The sequence below is a fragment of the Streptomyces sp. NPDC007875 genome, from assembly GCF_042868035.1.
In the GTDB taxonomy this organism is placed as follows: domain Bacteria; phylum Actinomycetota; class Actinomycetes; order Streptomycetales; family Streptomycetaceae; genus Streptomyces; species Streptomyces antimycoticus.
Genome location: NZ_JBIADZ010000005.1, coordinates 341627 through 362805, shown reverse-complemented (window position 1 = coordinate 362805; position 21179 = coordinate 341627). Strand labels below are relative to the sequence as shown.

Genomic DNA, 21179 nt, shown 5'->3' with positions numbered 1-21179 from the left:
CCACGGGGGTCGCGGGGCCCGCGTGCCCGGGGGAGTTGACATCGTCTACTGGACGGTAACAGACTGCGGTTACCGCAGGTAATAAGCACGTGGAGGGGTCATGGCGGAGTTCTCGTTCGAGCTCGACGACGATCAGAAGGCGGTGCGCGACTGGATCCACGGCTTCGCCGCGGACGTCATGCGCCCGGCCGCCGCCGAATGGGACGAGCGCGAGGAGACCCCCTGGCCGATTATCCAGGAGGCCGCCAAGATCGGCCTGTACTCCCTGGACTTCTACGCCCAGCAGTACTTCGACCCCACCGGCCTCGGCATCCCCATGACCATGGAGGAGCTGTTCTGGGGCGACGCGGGCATCGCGCTGTCCATCGTCGGCACCGGCCTGGCCGCCGTCGGCGTCCTCGCCAACGGCACCGAGGAGCAGATCGGCACCTGGATCCCGCAGATGTACGGCGACGCGGACGACGTGAAGGTGGCGGCCTTCTGCTCCTCCGAGCCCGACGCGGGCTCCGACGTCGGCTCGATGCGCACCCGCGCCGTCTACGACGAGGCCAAGGACGAATGGGTCCTCAACGGCACCAAGACGTGGGCCACCAACGGCGGTATCGCCAATGTCCATGTGGTGGTCGCGGTCGTCGACCCCGAACTCGGCTCCAAGGGCCACGCGTCGTTCATCATCCCGCCGGGCACCCCCGGTCTGTCCCAGGGCCAGAAGTTCAAGAAGCACGGCATCCGCGCCTCGCACACCGCCGAAGTGGTCCTCGACCAGGTGCGGGTGCCCGGCAGCTGCCTGCTCGGGGGCAAGGAGAAGCTGGACGAACGCCTCGCGCGCGCCCGGGAGCGGGCCAAGACGGGCGGGGAGCGGCTGAAGAACGCCGCCATGGCCACCTTCGAGGCGTCGCGCCCGGCCGTCGGCGCCATGGCGGTCGGCACCGCCCGCGCGGCGTACGAGGTCGCGCTCGACTACGCCAAGACCCGGCAGCAGTTCGGCCGCCCCATCATCGACAACCAGGGCGTCGCCTTCCAGCTCGCCGACATGCGCACGCGGATCGACGCCGCGCGTCTGATGGTGTGGCGCGCCTCGTGGATGGCCGTGAGCGGCAAGCCCTTCGACTCGGCCGAGGGTTCCATGTCCAAGCTGTTCGCCAGCGAGACCGCCAAGCAGGTCACCGCCCAGGCGGTGCAGATCCTCGGCGGCAATGGCTTCACCCGCGAGTACCCGGTCGAGCGGATGCACCGCGACGCCGCGATCTACACCATCTTCGAGGGCACCAGCGAGATCCAGCGCCTGGTCATCGCCCGCACCCTCTCCGGCGTCCAGATCCGCTGAGAGAGTCGCCCAGCAAGACGCGCATAGATCAACTCCGAAACGATGGCCCCGCCCGATCGATGAGCGGGGCCATCTGCCTACCTGAGCACTGATCAATCTCAGGTTGGGAGAATTCTGGGAGATCGTTTCCGGCGACCAGGCTTGAACGGGGGAAACGGCCCGAACTCCCGGCGGCCAACGACCGGCCTCAGCGAGTCCTCCCACAACTTCTGGAGGTACTCGGCAATCGCGAGTTCCATCGACAGCGTCACGTGCGAGTAGGTGCCCTCAACGCCCTGCAGCACGTGCCCCATACGGGCCTCTACCGCAACTCTAGGATGATTCCCCTCGTCAAGCCACACCTTGTGCGAGTGCCGCAGCCCATGCGGCACCAGCCCGTCAACACCCAGCACCGGCCGGACACCCAGCCGTGCCCTCGCGCCCCGGACCACGCCACGCGGCGCCCGCCCGTTCACCATCGGCTGCCACGTCTCCGCATACCAGTCACCGCCCCGCAGGAGCCGACCCCCCTTCGGGGCCGTGAACACCCACTCCGAGTCGGGGCGGGCAGCCATCACTTCCTGCAGCAGCTCAGCCAGGAACGGCGGGATGATCAATCCCCGGCCCGAGTCATACTTGGCATCGATCTCGGTGAAGACACCCTCGATGTATTGGCTCTGCTGGATCGCATGGATGCGCGCCCCGCGGCCGTTGTCCGTCAGATCGACCTGGTCGCGGTGCACGCCGGCCAGCTCACCGATCCGCACGCCGGTGTAGGCGGAAGCGAGAACGATCGCGTACTCGTTGAGCCCCCGCATCTCCAGGCCGTTGCGGGCCACGAGGAGCGCCTGACGCGGCGTGGCGATGACCTTCTCGTCCTTGGGCTTCGGCTTGTACCTGCCGCGGCGCCCACTCTTCCGGGCAGCCACCGGATTGTCGCCTCGGACCTTCGATGCGACCGCATCGTCCATCATCGTGCGGAAGACGCTCATGACGCCGTCCCCGTAGTTCTTGCTCACTCGGGCCCGCAGCTGCTTTTCCCAGATAGCGACACCGACGGCCGACAGATCCCGCACCGCCACGCTCCCCCATTCAGGGAGGATCTGGTTCTTCAGGCGGAGGCGGTACTCCTTCTCGCTGAGCGGTCCCACATCGATGGACGCGATCCACTTCTCGGCCCACTCGCCAACAGTGATCCGGCCGTCGCGGGGGTTGATGAACGTCTGCCGCCGCACGTCGGTCTCGAGGCCAGCCGCGTGCTGCTTCGCTGCGTTCTTCGTCCGGAAGGGCTGGCCGTCGTCGTCTTCGGAGACGGACCCGTACTTGCCGTTGGGCAGCTTGTACCGGCCGCGCCAGTACTTGCCGCGCTTCTCGGCGTATGCCACTGCTCACCTCACCATGGCGGGTGCCCCGCGTCGGCTCAATGGTGGGGGGAGCCGACGCGGGGCACGCTGACGATCAACCAGTGTGGAGCCGAAGGTGGGGTCGTTCGACATTGTTCGGCGATCGGTGCCAGTGTTCGATGAGGGCGTTCACTGCGGCCTCGGTGACCTGGGCGCCGACCTCGGTGATCTCCTTCTCATCTATGTAGTACGTGAGGAGACCGGGCTGATCATCAACCCAGATCTTGACGTTGTGCGGCATAGCTGACACGCGTTCAATCCGGAACCGCATAGGCCCCCCACAACCATTCGAGCGTGGCCCTCTCGTCGGTATCGAGCCATCAAAGCACACAGGCCCTCCACATGTGGAGGGCCTGACAGTGGCAAGAAGCGGCGCGCTACGCCTCGTTGACCACAGGAGGGTCGTCCTCGTCGTCTCCGCCGAGGTTCTGGAGCTTGCGCTGGGCCTTCTTCCAAGCCAGCAGATCGCGCCGGATCTGCTCAGGACTCGCGTCGGGCTTTCCCTTCACAACAACGATCATGCGGGCTTCGGAGCCGAGCGGCGTGAGGTCCATGACGGTCGTGTCCAAAAGTTGCCCATCGGCGAGCTCTTGGACGATCCGCAGGGGAAGGTCGCCAGAGGAGGCGCCCTCTGTCGTCGTGGCGCCCCGTGCGGGCGTGGTGTCGGTGTCGAGGGTCGGCGGCAGCGTGGACGGCTCGCCGCCCTCGAGGATTGCCACACCCGATCCTGGGCCCCACTGGAGGGCTCGCTCCACTCTGGGGAGGGAGCTGGGGATACGGCTGCGAACCTTGTTGCGGTCTTCGAGGTTCTGAACGGTGGCTTCGGCGACGCCTGCCGCGTCGGCGAGTTCGACTTGCGTCATCCCTAGTGCTGTACGCGCGGCCCGCACGGCGTCGGCGAGGCGCTTCCAGTCCCTACCCATGGGGCCATCATGCCGCACGGTTAGGCAACACGCACCCACCCTTTACCCCAATCGACCTGTATCGATCGGTGTTGGGTGGGGATTTTTGTTGCCCACTTAAGTGCTTACAGGCGTAACGAAGTGCACCCCTATCGCGCCTCTGCGTCACCGACGGGGCCTAGTAACACCCAAACATTACCCGTCAACACCCAACGAACCCCGGCGAACGCCTTGCGTTGGCACCTAATGAGGCCTACTTTGGGTGTCGTGACACCGAACGGGGCCGCAATCAGAGCCATTCGTGAGGCGCGTGAACTGGGCCTGAATCGGCTCGCGCACCTCATCGGCAAGTCGCCCGGCTACCTCTCACGCGTCGAAACCGGACAGCGCGGAGCGGCAGACGGGACCCTCCACCGCATCGCTGACGAGCTACGTGTGCCGCTCGAAGCCATCCTCAAAGGAGAACCCCCGTGACCAGGAGCAACCTGGCCAGCATCCCCACCGGCGACAACCCGCCGGCCGAGTCCCTCCCGACCGCCGAGCAGGTCGAGCGTCTGATCGCCGCTCTGGAGTCGGCCGCCTCCGCGGCGTCGGCCGCCGAGCTGGAGCTGAAGTGCTTCACGCCGGCAGAGGCGGCCCCGCTGCTCGGCAAGACGACCAATTGGGTCGTCGAGAGCATCCAGGACGGCCGGATCCCCTGCACCTACATCGGCAAGTCGCCGCGCATGACCGCCGCCCATATCCGCTGGGTGCAGGCGAACGGCGAGCGGAAGCCCAGCAAGTACGCCAAGCCGATCAAGTCCGCCGCCTAGCGGCTTTGCGGCCGACGCCGGGGGCCTAGACCCGACGCCGACCTGATCCACCCACACCATCCGCAGAGACGAGAGGAGTGGACTATGTCCATCTTCCCATCCGCATCACGCCGCACACGACCCCCGGAGATCGTCCGGCAGACACCCGTGAAGGACCGGAAGACCGGTCTGGCGCTCACGGTGTCGACCATCCGTATTGCCCGAGGCCACTACGACACGGTGGTCTTCGACGACAGCACCGACAAGAGGCACTCCGGCATGGTCCTCGCCGGGCATGAGCACGAGGGTCGCCAGTACGGGCCCTACGTCATCGACAGCACGAACGAGCGTGCGGACACCCGCGACGAGGCGATGGACCAGCACCGTGAGGCCCTGTACGCCGCCCGCACCGAGCAGCCTTCCCCTCGGGGCGGTGCGTCATGAGCGACGTCTTCGAGGAGCTGACCACCGGTCTCCGCCGCGTCTCCCCTCTGGCCGCGATGTTCGACGCCGCCGAGGACACGCTGCTGGCCGACCGTCCGGAGGGCTTCACCCAGGAGGACATTGGCCGTCTGGCCTACGAGTCGCTGCCGGAGTGCGAGCGTGGCGACGCGTGGAACGAGCTGCTGTACACGTACTGGTCGGCGCGTCAGAACGACCTTGAGGCCATGGCCCGCTTCGAGCGGGAGCAGAAGGCCCGCACCGCGCTGGCGACCGCTCTGGATGACCGTGAGATGGCGCTGGTGCTGGGCAACGAGGTGTCCCCGGAGCTGAACGCGGACATCGCCCGCCTGGCCCGCACCCTGATCGGCGGTGCACGATGACCACGACCCCCACCCCGTGCAGCTTCCCGCCGTGCGACACCGGACCGGGTGAGCCTTGCGACCGTCACGAGCGCGAGTGGTCGCATGCTGAGGGCAGCCACGAACTGTGCGGCAACGAGTGCAGCATCATCGCGCCCCCGCTGACGCCAGAGCGCGAGACCGCCATCGGCGACCAGATCACCACGGCCCTGTCGAAGGCCGGAGCGTTCTGTGGGACCTGCGGGTTCGAGCCCGGTGATAGGGGATGCCCGGACTGCGAGCGCTGCTACAGCGACTACGCCGCCGCGCTGCTGCCCATCGTGCGTGCCGCCCTGGCCACCGAGCTGAACCCCCTCCGGGGTGAGCTGGCCGCCTACGAGGTCATGACCCCGCAGTCGTGCCCGAAGGGCATCCACGCCGACTGGATGGCCGACTCCGAGCACACTCACACCTGCCCGTGGTGCGAGCTGGACGACATGGGCGCAAGCCTCCGCCGGGCTGCCGAGGACGCGAAGCCGGGTGACCGGTGATGACCACTCCGACCACGCCCCGCCCGATCGCCGCCCTGGATGTGCCCGCCGAGCAGGTGGCGGCCGAGGTGCCGCTGCGGAAGGCGATCGCCCGCGAGACCGCACTGGGTGCCGACGCCCAGGTGTCGGCCCTGTCGCTGTCCCTCTACCTCGCCACCCACCCCGACGTGCACGTCTCGACCGAGGCCGACTACCCCGGATGGACCCCTGGGAGGACCGCATGACCGACTACGCAAGGATCGCGCAGCACTTCGCGAATGACGTCGCGGAGGCCACCATGGCGGTCCGCCGCGAGGACGGCCTGTACCGCCACATCGAGTTCGCCGCCCCGAAGGCTATGACGCGCGTCGTCCTGATCACGTGGCCGTACAACCTGCTGGTCGCCGGATCCCACGGTTCCTACCACTTCGAGCGCTTCGGCAAGGACACCGAGGACATGTTCAATTGGCTGCGCGGCCTGCGCGTCGACCCGGACTCGTGGGCGAGCAAGCTGGTCAATGGCCGCGACTCGGTGAGCGAGTACGACCGCAGCCTCATGGTGGCGGCGATCAACGAGCGAGTCGCCGATGCCGTCGAGAACGACTGGGCGCCCGAGGGTTTGCAGGACGCGGTCCGCGAGGACATCCTCGGCAGCCACCTGCTGGACACCAAGGACACCGCGTTCCAGCTTGTCAGTGAATTCGAGCACGGGAAGACGTACCGCCCCGAGTGCTCTTGCGGCATCTCCGGGGAGGAAGGCTCCTACAGCTCGGCCACCCTGTGGAAGATCATCGACCACAAGGAAGACGGCGAGGAGCACAAGGTCAGGATTCGGCAGACGGCTGGGTTCGACTTCGACGACTTCACCGAGTGGAACGTCGACAAGCTCAGCTACCACTTCGTCTACCAGTGCCACGCCGCCGTGTGGGGCATCGCCCAGTACGACGCCGCCCGCAAGCCCGAGGCGGTGGCGTCGTGACCGCCCCCGTGGCTCCGGCCGTTGAGCTCAGGGCCGTCGCGGACTACCTCCAGCAGCGCGGATGGCACCCCAAGAATCGGTCAGTCATCGACCTCCTGAGCGTGGACGCCTGGGACGCCCTCGTCACACACATGGGCGAGGAACTGGTCGTGCCGTGGGAACGCGCACCCGGACGCACCACCGATGACGTGGTGAACACACTTCGCGCCGCAGCCGATACCGCCGAGGGTGGTGAGGCGTCGTGACCGCGCTGATCACGGACTTCGCCGCGACCTACCGCGAGGCCGCCGGCATCATCCGCGCCAACGGCCACAACAAGGGCTACTGGTACCCGATGGCCGAGACCGAGATCGCCCCGGCCGAATGCCCGGTGGACGCGGGCGGGGCCATCAGCATCGCACTGACGGGGGCACCGAAGCCCGCCAGGCGTGACGTGCCGCTCGTGGAGGCCGCTGCGCGGCGGTTCATGGAGCACCTGCGCCCCGGCTACAAGCGGTCGATGGCGATCTGGGACCTCGGCCGGTGGAACGACGCCGAAGAGCGCACCGCCGCTGGCGTCATCCTCGCGTTCAAGGACGCCGCCCGCGCCGAGGAGACGGTGGAGGTGGCGGCGTGATCACCGACTACACCACCATCCGCCCCCGCCGCTGCTCGGCCGGAACGAGGCGCCACCACCACAAGACACTGCCGTACAAGCTGCGGCTGATCGTGCCGACCGTGGCCCGCATCCGGATCACCCCCGTGTGGTGGTCGGAGGGCGATCACAGCCCGCTGGAGGGCGTGTTCGCTGTGGTCGTCATCGACGGCAGTGACCGGGCCATGCACCCCACCGTCGAGGACACAGCCCACATCATCGCCCTCCTCCAGGGCGCGTTCACCGCGGACTGGACCCTGCCGCAGACGTGGGATGCCGCCACCAACACGTTGCGCACCGACCGGCCCGACATGCCCACCGAGATGAGGAGGGCCGCATGAGCGCCAATCGCGCCCGTATCCGCACCCTCCTCGCCACCGTGCGCCGTGAGGGCGGCATCTGGACCACCCGCCGCGTCATGGACCTCCCCGCCCCGCTCGGCACCACCCAGCGCAGCATCGCCCGCCAGCGCCTCGCCACGCTCGCCGAACGCGGCCACCTCGTGGCGGCGACCGGACACGACACCGCCTACCGAGTCAACCAGGCCGGGGGTGCAGCGTGACCCCGTTCGAGCGTGCCGAGGCTCGTGCCGCCCAGTCGTCCGACCCGGTCATGTTCCGTGCCGCCTTCCACGCCGGGCGCCAGGCCAAGCCGGGCGAGGACAGCGACGGCTACGTGCGGCAACTGACCGCCCAGGGCGAGACCGCTGCACTGGCGGGCTACCTGGAAGGGCTCGCGTCCCGCCGTCAGCACCCGGTCGGCGTGTACCTGAGCACCTGCGACTGCATGCCCTGCCGGGTACGGCGAGACGAACGGGCCTACGCCGACTGGTTGCGCACCTGCCGGAAGCAGGTGGCCGCGTGAGCGCCCCGCTGATCGCCATCGATGTGGCGCTGCTGGTGATCCTGCTTCGGATCGTCACCGACCTCGCCGACTCCCTGGAGTCCTGCCGGGCCAACGTGGCGGCCGAGCAGGACGAGCACTCGGCCTACCGGCTGGCCAACCCGCCCCGACGGGAGGCGCCGTGACCAACCTGAGCGACACCCTCAGCGGCGAGGGCGTCACCGTCGCCGACCTGGAGGCACTGCGGTCCGACTGCCTGCGGGCGGTCCGCAACCCGGTCCTCGTCGGCTTCCCTGCCGACCCCGACCAGGCCGCGCTCGCCGACCGCATCACCGACGAGCTCGACCGCCGCCAGGCCGCCCAGTGACCCGCTTCACCGCCCAATGCATCGCCGCCCTCGCCATCTACTGGGGCACCGCCGCCGGGCTCACCGCCCTCGGATATCGAATCCAACACCCCAAGGGGGACCAATGACCGGACCCGAGCACTACCGCGAGGCCGAGCGCCTGCTCGCCGAAGCCGACAACATCGCCGAGCACGGCGGCGACATGGGCGAAATGATCGCCGCCGCCCAGGTGCACGCAACGCTGGCCCATGCCGCCGCGACCGCCCAGGCCGCCCTGGTTAATGGCGATCACTTCATTGGCATGCCGGAGGCCGACGTGGCGGCGTGGTACGAGGCCGCAGGAACGCGGGCCAAGAAGCCCCCGCTGGTCCGGAAGGCGGGCACGTGATGGCGACCGCGCCAGTCGAAACCATGGAGCAGGAATACGACCGGCTCCTCGAAGAACGCACCGCCATCATCGCCGCCGCAAAAGCCGCAGGCAGCACAAGCGACCAGGCACGTGAACAGATGACCGAAGTCATGGACCGGATCCGGGAGATCCTCGCCATCCCGCCGGACGGCTACACCCTGCCGCCCCAGGCCGCCAAGCTCATCGCCCACGCACACGCACACGGCTGGCAAGGCGAGACCCAGTGGACTCCCCCGGGATGGGAGCGAGAGGAAGACCGGGAGCCGTTCGTCCTGGTCAAGGTCGGCCGCCGCATGGAGCCCGGAGAACTCGAATACAGCCGCAGCGACGTATGGCTGTACCAGCTCACCTGGCACTCCCGCGGCTGCCCGCCCGGCAAGCTCCGCCTCTTCGGCGCCGGCAAGTGCCGGACCCCCGAGAATCCCGCGACGCACGACGCCCCGTCGGTCAAGGCCATCGCCGCGGTCATCACACAGCACCCCGGCCCCGATGCCGCACGCCTGGCTCTCTTCTGACCCCACTGACCGCCCGCGCCCCGCCGGATGACACGAGACCAGCGGGAGCGCGGGCCACCAGCCACAACCACCTTGGAGCACCCCATGGATCAGCTCGAACTGTTCCCCACCACAGCCCTCGTCGGCACCGGACGGCCCCGGCCCTGGCCCATCACCCCCACCGCCGACCAGAACGACGACACCGACACCGCACCGGCCCAGGACGACGAACTGCCCCTCGGCCTCAACGAGCAGCAGGAGGAGCGGGCGGCATGAAAATCAACGTCGAACAGCGCGCCCTCGCCGACGCCACCCGATGGGCCTCCCGCTACATCGCCGACAAACCCACCGTGCCCATCCTCAGCGGCCTCCTCCTCAACGCGGCCGACGACACCCTCACGATCAGCGGCTTCGACTACGACACCAGCGGCAAGGCCACCCTCGCCGCCAACACCCCCAGCACCGGCAGCATCGTCGCCCCCGGACGGCTGCTGGCCGACGTCACCGCCACCCTGCCCGACAGCATGGTGGAGCTGGCCGCCGACGACGACGTCCTCACCGTCACGGCACCCGGCAACCAGTTCACGCTGCCGCTGCTGCCCGCCAACGAATACCCGGCCCTCCCCAAGGCACCCGCCGCCACCGGCACCGCCGATGCTGCGGAGTTCGCAGCGGCCGTCAAAGACGTGGCCACCGCTGCCATGGCCTCCAAGGATGCCGTCGGCCAGGTCGAGGGCATGGGCGGCATCCGCGTCCGCGCCCAAGGTGAGCGCCTTGAGCTGGCAGCCACGGACCGGTACCGGATCGCCGTGCGCACCCTGCCGTGGCAGCCCACCAGGCCCGCCGACGACACCATGCTCATCACGGCGCCCATCCTGGCCGACATCGCTAAGTCCTTCAGCAGCGGCGACGTAAGCATCGGTTTCCCGCAGCCCGGCGGCGGCATGGCTGGTCTGGCGACCACCGACCGAACGGTGGCGGTTCGCACTCGGGTCGGCGGCTTCCCTCCGGTCGAGAACGTGGCACCGAAGGCGGAGCAGGCCAGCGGCTACGCCGAGTTCAACCCGGCCGAGTTGGCTGCCGCTGCCCGCCGCGTGGCCATCGTCCGGGACAAGAACAAGCGGGTGCGGGTCACGCTGCGCGACGGCCACGCCGAGATCGCGGCCCGCGGCGATGGGCCCGCGGCCACCACCACCGTCGAAGCCGACATCGCCGACATGGAGGACGGATTCTCCATCGCCTTCGACGCCGAATACCTCACCACACTGCTCGCGCCCATGGTCGACCGGGTCCGCATCTGGCTGTACACGCACACCAAGCCCGTCCTCATCGAACCCCTGGACGAGACCCCGTACCGGGCCGTGCTCATGCCCGTCCGCATCAACGACTAGCCACCTCACGGCCGCCCCGCCCGCCGCAAACAGGCGGGGTGGCCACTGGTAGGAGATCACATGCGCATCCGCATCGGCCGGTGGGAGACCGAACTCCACCAGCGCGCCATCTACATCACCCGCGAACCCGACCCCAACTGCCCCCACTGCCGCGGCAGGCACGGCGCCTGGCAGCAGCACGACTTCGGCGCCGACTGGGACGAATGCCCCTGCCTCGATCAGCTCCGCACCTGGCGACTCCCGCTCTGGCGCCGCAACACCAGCTACTACCCGGAGGCCCCGTTCTGATGAGCCCCATCACCTGCCCCTGCGGCGACACCGCCGGCCCCTTCGTCCCCGTCAACGGCCGACTCGTCTGCGAAGACTGCGCCGACAAGAAGAAGGACGGGAAGAAGTGACCGCGCCCACCCTGCCCGCGACCCCGGCCGGCGAGCTGGTCGGATGGTTCGAGCCCGGCTCCGACCAGTGGCACGCAGCCCGCGCCCAGGGCATAGGCGGCTCGGAGATCTCCGCTGTCCTCGGCATCAGCCCCTTCGAGTCGTACTTCAGTCTCTGGCACCGCAAGCAGGGCCTCATCGCCCCCGTCGAGGAGAGCGACCAGATGCGGTGGGGCAAGCGTCTTGAGGCCCCCATCGTCGATGAGTTCGCCGACCTCCACCCCGAGACCGTCGTCATGCCCTCCCCGACCTACCACGACACCGGACGGCCCTGGCAGATAGTCAACCCCGACCGGCTCCTCATCAACGGCGACGGCCAGATGGAACTGCTCGAGGTCAAGACGAGCCGTGACGCCGAAGGCTGGGGTGAAGAAGACACCGACCAGATCCCCGTCTATTACAAAGCGCAGGTCCGCTGGTACATGGACGCCCTCGGCATACACCGCTGCCGCGTCATCGTCCTCATCTCAGGCTCCGACTACCGCGAATACGTCGTCGAGCACGACGAAGCCGACGCCGCAGTGATGCGGGAGCGGGCCGAAGAGTTCATGCGGACCCTGCGCGACAACGAACGCCCGTCCATCGACGGCCACGACGCCACCTACCAGGCCATCAAACAGCTCCCCGACGGCCTCGACGACGTCGACATCCAGATCTGCCCCGACCTGCGCGCCCAGTACTTCCAGGCCCTCGCCAACTACGAGACCGCGAAGGACGCCAAACAGCAGGCAGCGGGACTGGTCCTCGACCGGATCGGCACCGGACGACGCGCCGTCGTCGGCCTCAACAAGGTCGCCACCCGCACCGTCCGCAACGGCAAGACCTACAGCCTTCAGCCCGCACGAAACAGGGAGATCCCCGCATGACCGAGAACACCGTCAGCAACGCCGTCGCCGTCCGCGACAACGGGCCCGGAGCCATGGTCGAGCAGTACAAGGCCGACCTTGCGATGGTCATGCCGTCCCACGTCAAGCCCGATACTTTCGTCCGCCTCGCTGTCTCCGTCCTGCGCCGAGACAAGAACCTCACCCTCGCCGCCCAGAACAATCCCGCAGCCCTCATGGGCGCCCTCATGGAAGCAGCCCGCCTCGGCCTCGAGCCCGGCACCGAGCAGTACTACCTCACGCCCCGCAAGCAGAAGGGCCGCCTCGAAGTCCAGGGCATCCGCGGCTACCAGGGCGAGATCGAACTCATCTACCGGGCTGGCGCCGTCTCCTCCGTCATCGTCGAGACCGTTAGGGCCAAGGACCACTTCGCGTACTCACCCGGCCGTGACGAGCGCCCCACCCACGAGATCGACTGGGACCTCGAGGACCGCGGCCCGCTTCGCCTCGTGTACGCCTATGCGGTCATGAAAGACGGTGCGACCAGCAAGGTCGTCGTCCTCAACCGGGCCAAGGTCATGGAAGCCAAGGCCATGTCCACCGGCTCCGACTCCCCGTACTCGCCGTGGCAGAAGCACGAAGAGTCCATGTGGATGAAGACCGCCGCCCACCGGCTCACCAAGTGGGTGCCGACCTCCGCCGAGTACATGCGTGAGCAGTTGCGGGCACAGGCCGAAGTCGCCGCCGAGAAGACCGCCCCGCTCATGCCCGCCACGGCTGCCCCTATGCCCCAACCCGTGACCGAGGACGACGGGCCCATCGACGCCGAATTCGTCGACGACGACACCGCCGCCTAACCCACCCGCAACGGGACGCCCTCGAGGCAGACGGGGGCGTCCCACCCCAAGGAGTAGCACATGACCACCAACCATCGGGCCGAAGCCGAGAAGCACTTGGCCACCGCCTCCCGTTACCTCTTCAAGGATCCGGCCGACACGCGAGTCGCTGAGATTGCCGCCACGATCGGACAGGGCCACGCCACCCTCGCCCGCGACGAGGAGCAGCCGGCCACGACCGCCGACACGCGAGACGCCCTCACACTGCTGCGCCGCAGCCAGCACGCCACGCGAAAGCTGGTATCCACCCACATCGCGCAGGCACTCGCCAGCCGGAACAGCGACCGCTGGCAGGCAGGCGTCGACCTCGCCAAGGCCCTCCACGAAGCAGGCGCCAGCATGGACCGGCTCATCGACGCCCGACTCTCCGACGAAGGCTGGGACCCGCGCGCCGCCTGGAAAACCCCGGCATCCGCCACCCCCACCTACGCGTCGGCCGACGACCCGTGGGTGCACCGGAACGCTGCCACCTGCGACAGCACGGCCCCCGAACGCAACCCGTGGGGGCCGGCGCCCGACGTCACCGATGCGATCCCCGAGAACGTCCGCCGAATCATCGCCGAGCAACTCGCCGACATGCTCATCGCCCGCGACGACGCCATCACCACCTGGGCCCGCAACCTCGCCTACGCGCTCAAGAACGAGGGCGCCGACCTCACCGACGCCATCAAGGCGCGCATCACCCACCTGACGCTCGGCTACGACCCGGCCGAGCCCCCGTTCTAGCCCGCCCCGGGCCGCCCGCACCCGTAATGCGGGCGGCCCCACCCCTCCACGGAACCACACCCGAACGGAGCCCGCCATGACCCGCCGCCTCACCCCGGCCGAGCGTCTCGCCGCCGCCGACAAGAACACCACCCTCCAGCAGATCGTCGCCGCATCCACCTGGGACCGGTTCCTCGTCGAACAGGCCGTCTGGCACTTCGGGCTGGCCTGCGACGAATGGTCCGCCAACGACCTGCGCGACGTCCTCCCCGAGATGGGCCACGGCTACCTGGGTGCCGCCATCAACGCCCTCGCCCGCGGCGGCGTCATCGCCAAGACCGGGCAGCTCGTGCCCTCCACCAGCGGCCCCACCCACGGCCACGGCATCTACGTGTGGACGCTGACCGACCGCGGCCGGGCCATAGCCGACCAGCGGCGGGCACGGCCTGCGGAGCGTGCGGCGTGAGCCCCGCCGCGGCTCTCGCCCTCCACGTGGCCGCGCTCATCGCCACCGGCACCAGCACCAGCTGGGCCATCCGCTGGCGCCGGCGCAGCAAGCTCGCCGACCGCATCATCCGCGCCCAGCAGCGCACGCGCCTCCAACAGCAGATGCACCTCCGCCGCAGCCACGACACACGGCCCGCACCCATCGACGAGACCTACCTCCGACTCGAAGCCCTCTACCACGCACCCGCAGCAGAACGGGGGAACCAGTGACCACCACCGCCCAGCGAGCCCTCCGCGGAGTACTCGCCACCCCCGGCACCCCAGCGCGCCACCCCGGCGGCACCGACCCCACCGAAGGACCCATCGACTGGATCGCCGTCGAACGCGCCATCAGCGGCGAACGCCTCCCCCTCAACCAAGCCGAGGCATACAACGCAGCCCGCCAACTCCACGCCGACCACACACCCAGCCGCGACATCGCCGCCACCGTCGGCGTCAGCGACCGCACCATCACCCGCTGGAACGTCGCCGGCTATCCCCACCGCGAAATCAGACCCACCGGAACCCTCGGCACGCCCACCACCGAACCCGCACCCAGCAAAGGAGAAACCACCATGACCAGCAGCAACAACGACTGGAGGCACCAGGCCGCCTGCCGCGACGAAGACCCCGAACTGTTCTTCCCCAAAGGCAACACCGGGCCGTTCCTCCTCCAGATCGAAGAAGCCAAAGGCATCTGCCACACCTGCCCCGTCATGGACATCTGCCTCCAGTGGGCCCTCGACACCGGCCAGGACACCGGCGTCTGGGGCGGCATGAGCGAAGACGAACGCCGTGCCATGAAGCGCCGTGCCGCCCGCAATGACCCCAACCGGAAGCGCCGCCAGATCCCCGCACGATGCGGCACCCGCGGCGGCTACAAGCGGCACCAGGCCGAACACTCCGCCATCTGCCAGCCCTGCCGCGACGCCAACACCGCCTACGGGCGCAAACTCCACGGCCGCGACGAGCTCCAGGAGGCGGCGTGACCACCAACCTGGCCGACCTCGTCGCCGCCGTCCACGCCCGCACCACCCCCGCGGCCGGCGGCCACCTCATCTGGAACGGCAGCCGAGCCCAAGACGGCGGCACCCCCGTCTTCAAGAGCGGCAACAAGAGCATCGCCGCCCGGCGCGTCATGTTCCAACATGTTCACGGCCGCGCACCCCAAGGCACCGTCCGAGCCGCCTGCCAGCAGGAACTGTGCGTCGCCCACGTCGACGACACCGCCGGCCGCCAGCGCATCCACCAGCAGGTACGGGCCCTCAACGGCCTCGGGCCCCGCCCCGACACCTGCACCAACGGCCACAACCAGGCCACCGAAGGCCGCATCGACGGCAACGGCCACGCCTACTGCGAAGCCTGCGTCAGGGCCAGCCGAGCGCGACGCGTCGCACGCCAGCGCAACGCCGCATAGCCGCACACGACAAAGCCCCGCCTATGGCGGGGCAAGGGAGGGGATGGGGATGAGGTCAGTCGTCGGACTCGGGCACGGGAACGAGCACGCGCTCCTCGCCCAGTGCTTCCAGTGCGCGCTCGTAGAAGTCCATCGGGACGACCATTGCATAGCGCTGCCCATAGCTGAGCAGGGCCACCGGCTGGCCGCTGTGGGCAACTCCGCGAACCACCGTGGTGAGCTTTGGGCGCGCCAGGGACAGCGACATCTCTCGGACCCCATCCTGCGCCACCACGTCCCGGATGGTGCGCCGGTTAATGCGCGGCGAGTAGACGCTGTTGAACTCCGGGTCTTCCGCGCGAACAGCGTCTGCCTCAGCCTTGGCGGCAGCTGGTCGATCGGCGAACCACTCGACCTCGCGACGTGCGACGCACGGCCACCATTCCTTCAGCTTGGAGTGCTGCTCGAAGCGCACCTCGGGCTGGTGACTGATGCCTATGTACAGCAGCGCCCCCGCCTCGTCGTAGAGGCGGTACAGGGCGGTCCGGCAGTGGTCGAGCCACATGGGCAATCTCCTCGGTCAGGCCGGGGAGTCGCCCCCGGACCGGGCTTTCTTCCTACTGGTGACGGTCGGCTCACGCAGGCGGCCGATGTCGTTGGCGCGAGCGATGCGGCGGATCGTCTCGTAGCTGTAGCCGGTCGCGGTGGCGACTGTCTTCGGCTTGAGGCCGGCTTGCAACGCATCCACGACGGCGCTCTCGAACGTCTTGGCGGCGGCCTCCTCGGCAGCGCGCTTGGCTTCGGCTGCCTGCTTCAGGCGGGTCACGAGCTCCTCCTCTGTCATGGCGGCATGGTCCCACAGGGGTGTGGCCACATCCAGTTGCACAACCATAGCCAACATTCATGTGTCCAAGTGTATGTTGGCTATATAGGTCCGCGCCAGTCGCGAATCCGCCCGCCTTGAGGGCCTGGTTCCGCACGCCCAGAAGTCCCCCTGACCAGTACCTCTCCCTGAAAGAAGCTCCCAATGGCCGAGAAGGACAAGCGCACCTACGTCAAGGTGCACGACGGTCTGCCGGACCACCCGAAGATCATCGAGGCGGGTGGCGAAGCTGGCTGGCTCTACATCTGCGGACTCGCCTACGCCTCCCGGCAGCTCACCGACGGCGTGATCTCCAAGCGCCTTGTCTCCCGGCTGACCGACGGAAGCAAACCCGAAGCAAGTGCTTCAGCACTGGTTCGCGTTGGCTTGTGGCACGACGGCGAGCACGACTGCCCCAAGTGCCCCCAAGCAGGCCCCGACAACTACGTCATCCACGACTACCTCGACCACCAGCGCTCCGCTTCCGAGGTCGCAGACCTCCGGGCCAAGCGCTCAGCCGCAGGTCAAAGGGGTGGCAAGCGGTCCGGGCAGTCCCGTCGCGCCGCTTCCGCCGCCGAAGCAAACAGCGAAGCAAGTGCTTCAGCAAAAGCGAAGCAAGCGGGAAGCAAAAACGAACCAGAGACAGAGACAGAGACAGAAGTAAAAGAAAAAGAAGAAGGGACGACTTCGTCGCCCTCCGACGCCCCAGCCCGACACGACGTCGAACGCGTCTGCAAGCACCTCGCGACCGCCATCGAGAAGGGCGGCAGCAAGCGGCCTCGCATCACTGCCAAGTGGCGAACCGACATCCGACTGCTGATCGACAAAGACGAGATCACGCCCGACCAAGCCATGGCCGCCATCGACTGGGCCCACGCCAACGACTTCTGGCAGGCGCACATCCTCAGCCCGGCCAAGCTCCGCGCCAAGTACGACACCCTCCGCCGCCAAGCCCTCGCCGAGCAGCGCAAGCGCCCACCCCAGGGCCCCCAAACGGCACCCCGAACCATGACCGACGAGGAGAAGAAGCGTGCACTTCAGTTCGGCTGACACACCCAACAACCGCGAAGGCGTCCTCATCGAACGCCGCGCCCACGCCCTCAACCGATTCGACGACCGCATCCCCGTCATCTACCGCCAGCCCATCGACCTGCACGAGGACATCGCCAACTGGATCGCCGGCTGGGGCGGACCGAGCCTGTTCCTCACCGGCGCCATCGGCATCGGCAAGACACACACCGCATGGCACACCTGCCGCCGCTGGCTCCAAGCCCAGTACGCCCCCGGCGAGCCGTGGCAGGGCACCCCGCTGGTCAAGACCTACCGGTCGACTGCCCTGTTCGACGCGCTCCGCCCGGACGCCCCCGGGGGAGAGGGCCGGTCGCTGGTGCTCGAACTGCAGGAGTGCGACCTGCTGTTCATCGACGACCTTGCCGCGGCCAGGGCGTCGACGTGGACGCAGGAGCGGCTGTTCGAGCTGTTCGACGAGCGGTACATCAACCGCCGCCCCGTGATCATCACGTGCGATGTGCTGCCTAACGAGCTGTCCGAGGTGACCGGGCCCCGCGTGGCTTCCCGTCTCGCCGAGATGTGCCGTAACAGCGTCGTCCTCCTCGAGGGCGACGACCGCCGGACGGGGGCCGCCGCGTGACCACCGACGTCGAACTCTGGGGCCCCGACGATGCAGTATCCGGGTCGTCCACACCCCACGACCTCGAGGCCGAGAAGATCCTCGCCGCATCGGTCATGTCCCGCACCCAGCTCGTCGACGAGCTCGCCGCCAAAGGCTTCGACCCTGCCGACATCGGCGACGAGCGCTACCGCTGGGTCTGGTACGCCGTCGAAGACCTCTCCAGCGACCTGGCCGCCGGAGAGATCCGTTGGGAGGCCGTCGCCCGCAAACTCGCGACCTGGCACGCCGAAGGCCGCATGGTCACCATCCCGCTCAACAGCGAACAGCTCGCCGAGCTGTACAACCAGGCGATGCCCGGCAACGCCGACTACTGGGCCAAACGCGTCACCGACACCGCTGTCGCCGCACGTGCAGCCGCGCTCGGCGTCGTCATGCGCGTCAAAGCCACCAGCCCGGCCTTCGACCCCGACGCCGACGTCGCTGAATTCCAGGCCGAGATCGACAACCTCGTCCGGCCGGCCGCCATGTCGCAGGCATCCACGCTCGGCGACCTCCTGCCCGACGTGCTGCTGCGCGCGGTCACCCCGCCCAGCACCGAAGACCGGATCCCCACCGGGTTCATCGACCTGGATGGCCTGCTGTGCGGCGGCTGGGCGCCCGGTCAGCTCGTCGTCATCGGGGCGCGCCCCGCCATGGGCAAGACCACGGTCGCCTCGAACTTCGCCCGCGCCGCCGCCGTCACCAACAACATCCCCACCTACTTCGCGTCACTCGAGATGGGCAAGGACGAGCTCGCGGCGAGCATCATGTGCGCGGCCGTCACCATCCCGCTGCACCATCTCAAGCAGGGCATCGTCGACGACACCGCCATGGCCCGCGCCGCATCCATGACCCCGCAGATGGCCGCCGCTCCACTGCACATCGACGACAGCCCGCTCGTCACCCTGCCCGGCCTGCGCGCCACCGTCCGCAACCTCGTCCGCACCGCGGGCCTGCGCCTCCTCGTCGTCGACTACCTGCAGCTCATGCAGGCACCCCGCGCCGAGTCCCGGCAGGTTGCTGTATCGATGCTGTCCCGCGGGCTGAAGCTCCTCGCCAAAGAGTTCGGCATCACCGTCGTCATGCTCGCCCAGCTCAACCGTGGACCCGAGGGCCGCACGGACAAGAAGCCGATGGTTTCCGACCTTCGCGAGTCCGGGTCGATCGAGCAGGACGCCGACATCGTGATCCTGCTCCACCGCGAAGACGCCTACGAGAAGGAATCCCCCCGGGCCGGTGAAGCCGACCTGATCGTCGGCAAGCACCGCGGGGGGCCCACCGCCACGATCACATGCGCCTTCCAGGGGCACTACGCCCGGTTCGTCGACATGGCGGCCACCTGATGGCCGCCATCGACCCCGCCGACATCGCCGCGATGCGGGCCGACGGCAGCCTCCACGAGTTCCTGCAGTTCCTCACCGGCAAAGCCCCAGCCAAGCCGCCGACCGCCCAGAAGCCGGACGTCGTCCACTACACGATCCCGCGCCCCGGCGCCTGGCCCGTCGGCACCGCCGCCAGCGGGCCCGTACCCGCCGTGTGCGACTGCCCCAACTGTCAGCGGAAGGGAGCGCCGTGAACCTCACCGACTCGTGCCCGCGCTGCCTCCGCCGCGGCATAGCCCCCGCCACCACCCGCACCCGCGGCAACCGCCACATCGACGGCTACCGCTGCCCCGGCTGCGGCCACACCTGGGCCACGGCCCGGGACCTGACCGCCTACTCCGACCTGCACGCCCGCCGCGCCCAGCGGCAGACAGGAGCCGCAGCGTGAACGCCTACTCGACGGCATGGGATGCGCCCGCCCAGCCCGGCATCGTCCTCGACGGATGCGCCGGCCCCGGCGGTTGGTCTGAGGGCATCCGCCGCCACCTCGGCCTGCACGACGTCGGCTTGGAGTGGGACGAGGCTGCCTGCAAGACCCGGGCGGCGGCGGGGCACCTGACGATCCGTGTGGACGTGTCCGCGTTCGTGCTGACCCCGCTGCTGGGCCGGGTGTGGGGGCTGCTGTTCTCCCCACCGTGCACCCTGTTCTCTGAGGCCGGCACGCAGATCGGCCGCCTGATGCTCGACATCCTTGCGGACGGTATCCGGCGGCTCATGCGGGGCGAGGACTGCCGCGCCGAGATGCGGGAGCGCGTCTACACGGTGGCACTGGCCGCGCAGGAGAAGCGCAACGCCAAGCGTGCCTCCGACAAGCGCTGGGGCGGGGAGCGGGTTGAGGCCCAGGCTCGCGAGGACGCGTTCATTGCCTGCCTGGTGCTGGAACCGGCCCGCTACCTGCACGCCCTGATAACTGCTCTGGATCCGCAGGTGTCGCTTGAGTGGGCCGCCCTGGAGCAGGTTCCTTCGGTTCTGCCGCTGTGGCAGGTGTACGCGGAGGAACTGCGCCGCCTCGGCTGGTCCGTGTGGGCCGGGATCCTCAACGCTGCCGACTACGGAGTTGGCCAGTCCCGCCGCCGCGCGGTCCTCATCGCCTCCGCGGTGCGCAGGGTCCACGCCCCCGACACGACTCACGCCGAGAACGGTGGTGGCGAGGATCTGTTCGGTGGGTTCCTGGCGCCGTGGCGGACGATGGCCGAGACGATCGGCTGGGGCGCCACGGACCGGCCCGCGCCAACCGTGACTGCGGGCGGGACCAAGGCCGGCGGCGCCGAGCCTTTCCCCACCAACGCCCGGAAGATCCTTACCGATGCGCAGGAACGCGGTGCCTGGGTCCTGCACACCAACCGTGACCAGCGGCCGGACGGCACCCGGCAGACGGTCAACCCGTACACGCGGCCGGCGCCGACGCTGACGAGCAAGTCCGGCGGCCAGTGGCAGCTCCGCAAGGCCGGCGCCCCCGTCGCGGATTCGATCCGCATCAACGTGGCCGAGGCCGGACTGCTCCAGTCGTTCCCCGAGGACTACCCCTGGCAGGGCGGCAAGAACAAGGGCCACGAGCAGGCGGGCAACGCGGTGCCGCCGCTGCTGGCCGCGCACATCGTTTCGGCCGCCACTGGGCTGGCGATGCCTGCCGCCGATCCCGCACTTGATGCCGCCGCCTGACGCCCAGCAGGCCGCCTCCGGGGCTATCGGAGGCGGCCACCCGCCAA

The 21179-nt window shown here is 68.9% G+C and carries 37 protein-coding genes and 1 pseudogene; 33 read left to right on the top strand and 5 right to left on the bottom strand.

The genetic code is table 11. The annotated features are described in order from the left end of the window. The first annotated feature begins 100 nt into the window (after positions 1-100). The gene (locus ACFYOY_RS13760; protein WP_351884142.1) at positions 101-1327 is read left to right on the top strand and encodes an acyl-CoA dehydrogenase family protein; all 1227 of its coding nucleotides are present in this window, start codon (positions 101-103) and stop codon (positions 1325-1327) included. Between the two features lie 98 nt (positions 1328-1425). Here the strand turns inward: ACFYOY_RS13760 and ACFYOY_RS13755 are convergent, their stop codons facing one another. The 3 genes from ACFYOY_RS13755 to ACFYOY_RS13745 form a co-directional block, all read right to left on the bottom strand. After that, positions 1426-2691 (bottom strand): tyrosine-type recombinase/integrase, encoded by a 1266-nt coding sequence (locus ACFYOY_RS13755; RefSeq protein WP_388586991.1) that lies wholly within the window; start codon positions 2689-2691, stop codon positions 1426-1428. A 73-nt stretch (positions 2692-2764) separates the two neighbouring features. Beyond that, positions 2765-2959 carry a hypothetical protein gene (locus ACFYOY_RS13750; protein WP_388586988.1) on the bottom strand — a complete coding sequence of 65 codons (195 nt, stop codon included), beginning with the start codon at positions 2957-2959 and terminating at the stop codon, positions 2765-2767. A 127-nt stretch (positions 2960-3086) separates the two neighbouring features. Further along, a complete protein-coding gene (locus tag ACFYOY_RS13745) occupies positions 3087-3632 on the bottom strand; it encodes a helix-turn-helix transcriptional regulator (RefSeq protein WP_388586985.1) in 546 nt (181 codons plus the stop codon). Between the two features lie 246 nt (positions 3633-3878). Between ACFYOY_RS13745 and ACFYOY_RS13740 the strand changes: the two genes are divergently transcribed. From ACFYOY_RS13740 to ACFYOY_RS13615, 26 genes and pseudogenes are all read left to right on the top strand, one after another. Continuing rightward, complete coding sequence (locus ACFYOY_RS13740; RefSeq protein WP_388586982.1) at positions 3879-4085, top strand: helix-turn-helix domain-containing protein; 207 nt, start codon at positions 3879-3881, stop codon at positions 4083-4085. Continuing rightward, a complete protein-coding gene (locus ACFYOY_RS13735; protein ID WP_388586980.1) occupies positions 4082-4423 on the top strand; it encodes a hypothetical protein in 342 nt (113 codons plus the stop codon). Before ACFYOY_RS13740 ends, ACFYOY_RS13735 begins: the two co-directional genes overlap by 4 nt. An 84-nt stretch (positions 4424-4507) precedes the next feature. After that, positions 4508-4846: a hypothetical protein gene (locus tag ACFYOY_RS13730; protein WP_388586978.1), complete on the top strand. Its 339-nt coding sequence runs from the start codon at positions 4508-4510 to the stop codon at positions 4844-4846. Then, positions 4843-5226 carry a hypothetical protein gene (locus tag ACFYOY_RS13725; protein WP_388586975.1) on the top strand — a complete coding sequence of 128 codons (384 nt, stop codon included), beginning with the start codon at positions 4843-4845 and terminating at the stop codon, positions 5224-5226. Before ACFYOY_RS13730 ends, ACFYOY_RS13725 begins: the two co-directional genes overlap by 4 nt. After that, the gene (locus ACFYOY_RS13720; RefSeq protein WP_388586972.1) at positions 5223-5735 is read left to right on the top strand and encodes a hypothetical protein; all 513 of its coding nucleotides are present in this window, start codon (positions 5223-5225) and stop codon (positions 5733-5735) included. The genes ACFYOY_RS13725 and ACFYOY_RS13720 overlap by 4 nt, the downstream gene beginning before the upstream one ends. Beyond that, the gene (locus ACFYOY_RS13715) at positions 5735-5959 is read left to right on the top strand and encodes a hypothetical protein (RefSeq protein WP_388586969.1); all 225 of its coding nucleotides are present in this window, start codon (positions 5735-5737) and stop codon (positions 5957-5959) included. Before ACFYOY_RS13720 ends, ACFYOY_RS13715 begins: the two co-directional genes overlap by 1 nt. Further along, complete coding sequence (locus tag ACFYOY_RS13710; RefSeq protein WP_388586966.1) at positions 5956-6693, top strand: hypothetical protein; 738 nt, start codon at positions 5956-5958, stop codon at positions 6691-6693. Before ACFYOY_RS13715 ends, ACFYOY_RS13710 begins: the two co-directional genes overlap by 4 nt. Beyond that, positions 6690-6938 (top strand): hypothetical protein, encoded by a 249-nt coding sequence (locus tag ACFYOY_RS13705; RefSeq protein ID WP_388586963.1) that lies wholly within the window; start codon positions 6690-6692, stop codon positions 6936-6938. Before ACFYOY_RS13710 ends, ACFYOY_RS13705 begins: the two co-directional genes overlap by 4 nt. Next, entirely contained in the window at positions 6935-7309 is a 375-nt protein-coding gene (locus ACFYOY_RS13700; RefSeq protein WP_388586960.1) for a hypothetical protein, read from the top strand. Before ACFYOY_RS13705 ends, ACFYOY_RS13700 begins: the two co-directional genes overlap by 4 nt. Continuing rightward, positions 7306-7668, top strand: coding sequence for a hypothetical protein (locus tag ACFYOY_RS13695; RefSeq protein WP_388586957.1), 363 nt, complete (start codon positions 7306-7308; stop codon positions 7666-7668). Before ACFYOY_RS13700 ends, ACFYOY_RS13695 begins: the two co-directional genes overlap by 4 nt. Next, on the top strand, positions 7665-7889 hold the full coding sequence (locus ACFYOY_RS13690) for a hypothetical protein (protein ID WP_388586954.1): 225 nt from the start codon (positions 7665-7667) through the stop codon (positions 7887-7889). The genes ACFYOY_RS13695 and ACFYOY_RS13690 overlap by 4 nt, the downstream gene beginning before the upstream one ends. Next, entirely contained in the window at positions 7886-8191 is a 306-nt protein-coding gene (locus ACFYOY_RS13685) for a hypothetical protein (RefSeq protein WP_388586951.1), read from the top strand. Before ACFYOY_RS13690 ends, ACFYOY_RS13685 begins: the two co-directional genes overlap by 4 nt. After that, positions 8188-8355 (top strand): hypothetical protein, encoded by a 168-nt coding sequence (locus tag ACFYOY_RS13680; protein ID WP_388586948.1) that lies wholly within the window; start codon positions 8188-8190, stop codon positions 8353-8355. Before ACFYOY_RS13685 ends, ACFYOY_RS13680 begins: the two co-directional genes overlap by 4 nt. Further along, complete coding sequence (locus ACFYOY_RS13675; RefSeq protein ID WP_388586945.1) at positions 8352-8537, top strand: hypothetical protein; 186 nt, start codon at positions 8352-8354, stop codon at positions 8535-8537. The genes ACFYOY_RS13680 and ACFYOY_RS13675 overlap by 4 nt, the downstream gene beginning before the upstream one ends. A gap of 103 nt (positions 8538-8640) precedes the next feature. Further along, the gene (locus ACFYOY_RS13670; protein WP_388586943.1) at positions 8641-8904 is read left to right on the top strand and encodes a hypothetical protein; all 264 of its coding nucleotides are present in this window, start codon (positions 8641-8643) and stop codon (positions 8902-8904) included. Continuing rightward, complete coding sequence (locus tag ACFYOY_RS13665) at positions 8904-9440, top strand: hypothetical protein (RefSeq protein ID WP_388586940.1); 537 nt, start codon at positions 8904-8906, stop codon at positions 9438-9440. The genes ACFYOY_RS13670 and ACFYOY_RS13665 overlap by 1 nt, the downstream gene beginning before the upstream one ends. A gap of 84 nt (positions 9441-9524) precedes the next feature. Then, positions 9525-9695 carry a hypothetical protein gene (locus ACFYOY_RS13660; RefSeq protein ID WP_388586937.1) on the top strand — a complete coding sequence of 57 codons (171 nt, stop codon included), beginning with the start codon at positions 9525-9527 and terminating at the stop codon, positions 9693-9695. Then, positions 9692-10810: a DNA polymerase III subunit beta gene (gene dnaN / locus ACFYOY_RS13655; protein ID WP_388586934.1), complete on the top strand. Its 1119-nt coding sequence runs from the start codon at positions 9692-9694 to the stop codon at positions 10808-10810. The genes ACFYOY_RS13660 and dnaN overlap by 4 nt, the downstream gene beginning before the upstream one ends. A 60-nt stretch (positions 10811-10870) precedes the next feature. After that, complete coding sequence (locus ACFYOY_RS13650; RefSeq protein WP_388586932.1) at positions 10871-11098, top strand: hypothetical protein; 228 nt, start codon at positions 10871-10873, stop codon at positions 11096-11098. A gap of 106 nt (positions 11099-11204) precedes the next feature. Continuing rightward, a complete protein-coding gene (locus ACFYOY_RS13645) occupies positions 11205-12113 on the top strand; it encodes a YqaJ viral recombinase family protein (protein ID WP_388586929.1) in 909 nt (302 codons plus the stop codon). After that, positions 12110-12928 (top strand): recombinase RecT, encoded by an 819-nt coding sequence (locus ACFYOY_RS13640; protein ID WP_388586926.1) that lies wholly within the window; start codon positions 12110-12112, stop codon positions 12926-12928. The genes ACFYOY_RS13645 and ACFYOY_RS13640 overlap by 4 nt, the downstream gene beginning before the upstream one ends. A gap of 60 nt (positions 12929-12988) precedes the next feature. Next, positions 12989-13693, top strand: coding sequence for a hypothetical protein (locus ACFYOY_RS13635; protein ID WP_388586924.1), 705 nt, complete (start codon positions 12989-12991; stop codon positions 13691-13693). A gap of 76 nt (positions 13694-13769) precedes the next feature. After that, positions 13770-14138, top strand: a complete 369-nt coding sequence (locus ACFYOY_RS13630; RefSeq protein WP_388586921.1) for a hypothetical protein — start codon at positions 13770-13772, stop codon at positions 14136-14138. Continuing rightward, positions 14135-14389, top strand: a complete 255-nt coding sequence (locus ACFYOY_RS13625) for a hypothetical protein (protein WP_388586918.1) — start codon at positions 14135-14137, stop codon at positions 14387-14389. The genes ACFYOY_RS13630 and ACFYOY_RS13625 overlap by 4 nt, the downstream gene beginning before the upstream one ends. Before the next feature lie 344 nt (positions 14390-14733). Beyond that, a pseudogene (locus ACFYOY_RS13620) lies at positions 14734-14982 on the top strand (WhiB family transcriptional regulator); the annotation flags it as partial. Positions 14983-15143: 161 nt separating this feature from the next. Further along, the gene (locus ACFYOY_RS13615; RefSeq protein ID WP_388586915.1) at positions 15144-15575 is read left to right on the top strand and encodes a hypothetical protein; all 432 of its coding nucleotides are present in this window, start codon (positions 15144-15146) and stop codon (positions 15573-15575) included. A gap of 55 nt (positions 15576-15630) precedes the next feature. Here ACFYOY_RS13615 and ACFYOY_RS13610 read toward each other — a convergent pair whose 3' ends face one another. Both ACFYOY_RS13610 and ACFYOY_RS13605 read right to left on the bottom strand, forming a co-directional pair. Continuing rightward, positions 15631-16119 (bottom strand): hypothetical protein, encoded by a 489-nt coding sequence (locus ACFYOY_RS13610; protein ID WP_388586913.1) that lies wholly within the window; start codon positions 16117-16119, stop codon positions 15631-15633. 15 nt (positions 16120-16134) lie between these two features. Further along, positions 16135-16398, bottom strand: a complete 264-nt coding sequence (locus ACFYOY_RS13605; RefSeq protein WP_388586911.1) for a hypothetical protein — start codon at positions 16396-16398, stop codon at positions 16135-16137. 183 nt (positions 16399-16581) lie between these two features. Between ACFYOY_RS13605 and ACFYOY_RS13600 the strand changes: the two genes are divergently transcribed. Genes ACFYOY_RS13600 through ACFYOY_RS13575 form a run of 6 tightly spaced genes read left to right on the top strand, consistent with a single transcriptional unit; the run spans position 16582 to position 21132 of the window. Then, positions 16582-17466, top strand: coding sequence for a hypothetical protein (locus ACFYOY_RS13600; protein ID WP_388586908.1), 885 nt, complete (start codon positions 16582-16584; stop codon positions 17464-17466). Continuing rightward, complete coding sequence (locus ACFYOY_RS13595) at positions 17447-18067, top strand: DnaA ATPase domain-containing protein (RefSeq protein ID WP_388586905.1); 621 nt, start codon at positions 17447-17449, stop codon at positions 18065-18067. The genes ACFYOY_RS13600 and ACFYOY_RS13595 overlap by 20 nt, the downstream gene beginning before the upstream one ends. After that, complete coding sequence (locus ACFYOY_RS13590; RefSeq protein ID WP_388586902.1) at positions 18064-19431, top strand: replicative DNA helicase; 1368 nt, start codon at positions 18064-18066, stop codon at positions 19429-19431. Before ACFYOY_RS13595 ends, ACFYOY_RS13590 begins: the two co-directional genes overlap by 4 nt. After that, entirely contained in the window at positions 19431-19664 is a 234-nt protein-coding gene (locus ACFYOY_RS13585) for a hypothetical protein (protein WP_388586899.1), read from the top strand. Before ACFYOY_RS13590 ends, ACFYOY_RS13585 begins: the two co-directional genes overlap by 1 nt. Continuing rightward, positions 19661-19858, top strand: a complete 198-nt coding sequence (locus ACFYOY_RS13580; protein WP_388586896.1) for a hypothetical protein — start codon at positions 19661-19663, stop codon at positions 19856-19858. Before ACFYOY_RS13585 ends, ACFYOY_RS13580 begins: the two co-directional genes overlap by 4 nt. Next, positions 19855-21132 carry a DNA cytosine methyltransferase gene (locus ACFYOY_RS13575; RefSeq protein ID WP_388586893.1) on the top strand — a complete coding sequence of 426 codons (1278 nt, stop codon included), beginning with the start codon at positions 19855-19857 and terminating at the stop codon, positions 21130-21132. Before ACFYOY_RS13580 ends, ACFYOY_RS13575 begins: the two co-directional genes overlap by 4 nt. Positions 21133-21179: the final 47 nt, after the last annotated feature.

Bases quoted from the DNA above. Each gene is read 5' to 3' on its own strand.
- ACFYOY_RS13760 (WP_351884142.1), top strand. From the start codon at position 101: ATGGCGGAGTTCTCGTTCGAGCTCGACGACGATCAGAAGGCGGTGCGC.
- ACFYOY_RS13745 (WP_388586985.1), bottom strand. From the start codon at position 3,632: ATGGGTAGGGACTGGAAGCGCCTCGCCGACGCCGTGCGGGCCGCGCGT.
- ACFYOY_RS13730 (WP_388586978.1), top strand. From the start codon at position 4,508: ATGTCCATCTTCCCATCCGCATCACGCCGCACACGACCCCCGGAGATC.
- ACFYOY_RS13725 (WP_388586975.1), top strand. From the start codon at position 4,843: ATGAGCGACGTCTTCGAGGAGCTGACCACCGGTCTCCGCCGCGTCTCC.
- ACFYOY_RS13720 (WP_388586972.1), top strand. From the start codon at position 5,223: ATGACCACGACCCCCACCCCGTGCAGCTTCCCGCCGTGCGACACCGGA.
- ACFYOY_RS13715 (WP_388586969.1), top strand. From the start codon at position 5,735: ATGACCACTCCGACCACGCCCCGCCCGATCGCCGCCCTGGATGTGCCC.
- ACFYOY_RS13710 (WP_388586966.1), top strand. From the start codon at position 5,956: ATGACCGACTACGCAAGGATCGCGCAGCACTTCGCGAATGACGTCGCG.
- ACFYOY_RS13690 (WP_388586954.1), top strand. From the start codon at position 7,665: ATGAGCGCCAATCGCGCCCGTATCCGCACCCTCCTCGCCACCGTGCGC.
- ACFYOY_RS13670 (WP_388586943.1), top strand. From the start codon at position 8,641: ATGACCGGACCCGAGCACTACCGCGAGGCCGAGCGCCTGCTCGCCGAA.
- ACFYOY_RS13665 (WP_388586940.1), top strand. From the start codon at position 8,904: ATGGCGACCGCGCCAGTCGAAACCATGGAGCAGGAATACGACCGGCTC.
- ACFYOY_RS13660 (WP_388586937.1), top strand. From the start codon at position 9,525: ATGGATCAGCTCGAACTGTTCCCCACCACAGCCCTCGTCGGCACCGGA.
- dnaN (WP_388586934.1), top strand. From the start codon at position 9,692: ATGAAAATCAACGTCGAACAGCGCGCCCTCGCCGACGCCACCCGATGG.
- ACFYOY_RS13650 (WP_388586932.1), top strand. From the start codon at position 10,871: ATGCGCATCCGCATCGGCCGGTGGGAGACCGAACTCCACCAGCGCGCC.
- ACFYOY_RS13640 (WP_388586926.1), top strand. From the start codon at position 12,110: ATGACCGAGAACACCGTCAGCAACGCCGTCGCCGTCCGCGACAACGGG.
- ACFYOY_RS13635 (WP_388586924.1), top strand. From the start codon at position 12,989: ATGACCACCAACCATCGGGCCGAAGCCGAGAAGCACTTGGCCACCGCC.
- ACFYOY_RS13630 (WP_388586921.1), top strand. From the start codon at position 13,770: ATGACCCGCCGCCTCACCCCGGCCGAGCGTCTCGCCGCCGCCGACAAG.
- ACFYOY_RS13610 (WP_388586913.1), bottom strand. From the start codon at position 16,119: ATGTGGCTCGACCACTGCCGGACCGCCCTGTACCGCCTCTACGACGAG.
- ACFYOY_RS13605 (WP_388586911.1), bottom strand. From the start codon at position 16,398: ATGACAGAGGAGGAGCTCGTGACCCGCCTGAAGCAGGCAGCCGAAGCC.
- ACFYOY_RS13600 (WP_388586908.1), top strand. From the start codon at position 16,582: ATGGCCGAGAAGGACAAGCGCACCTACGTCAAGGTGCACGACGGTCTG.
- ACFYOY_RS13585 (WP_388586899.1), top strand. From the start codon at position 19,431: ATGGCCGCCATCGACCCCGCCGACATCGCCGCGATGCGGGCCGACGGC.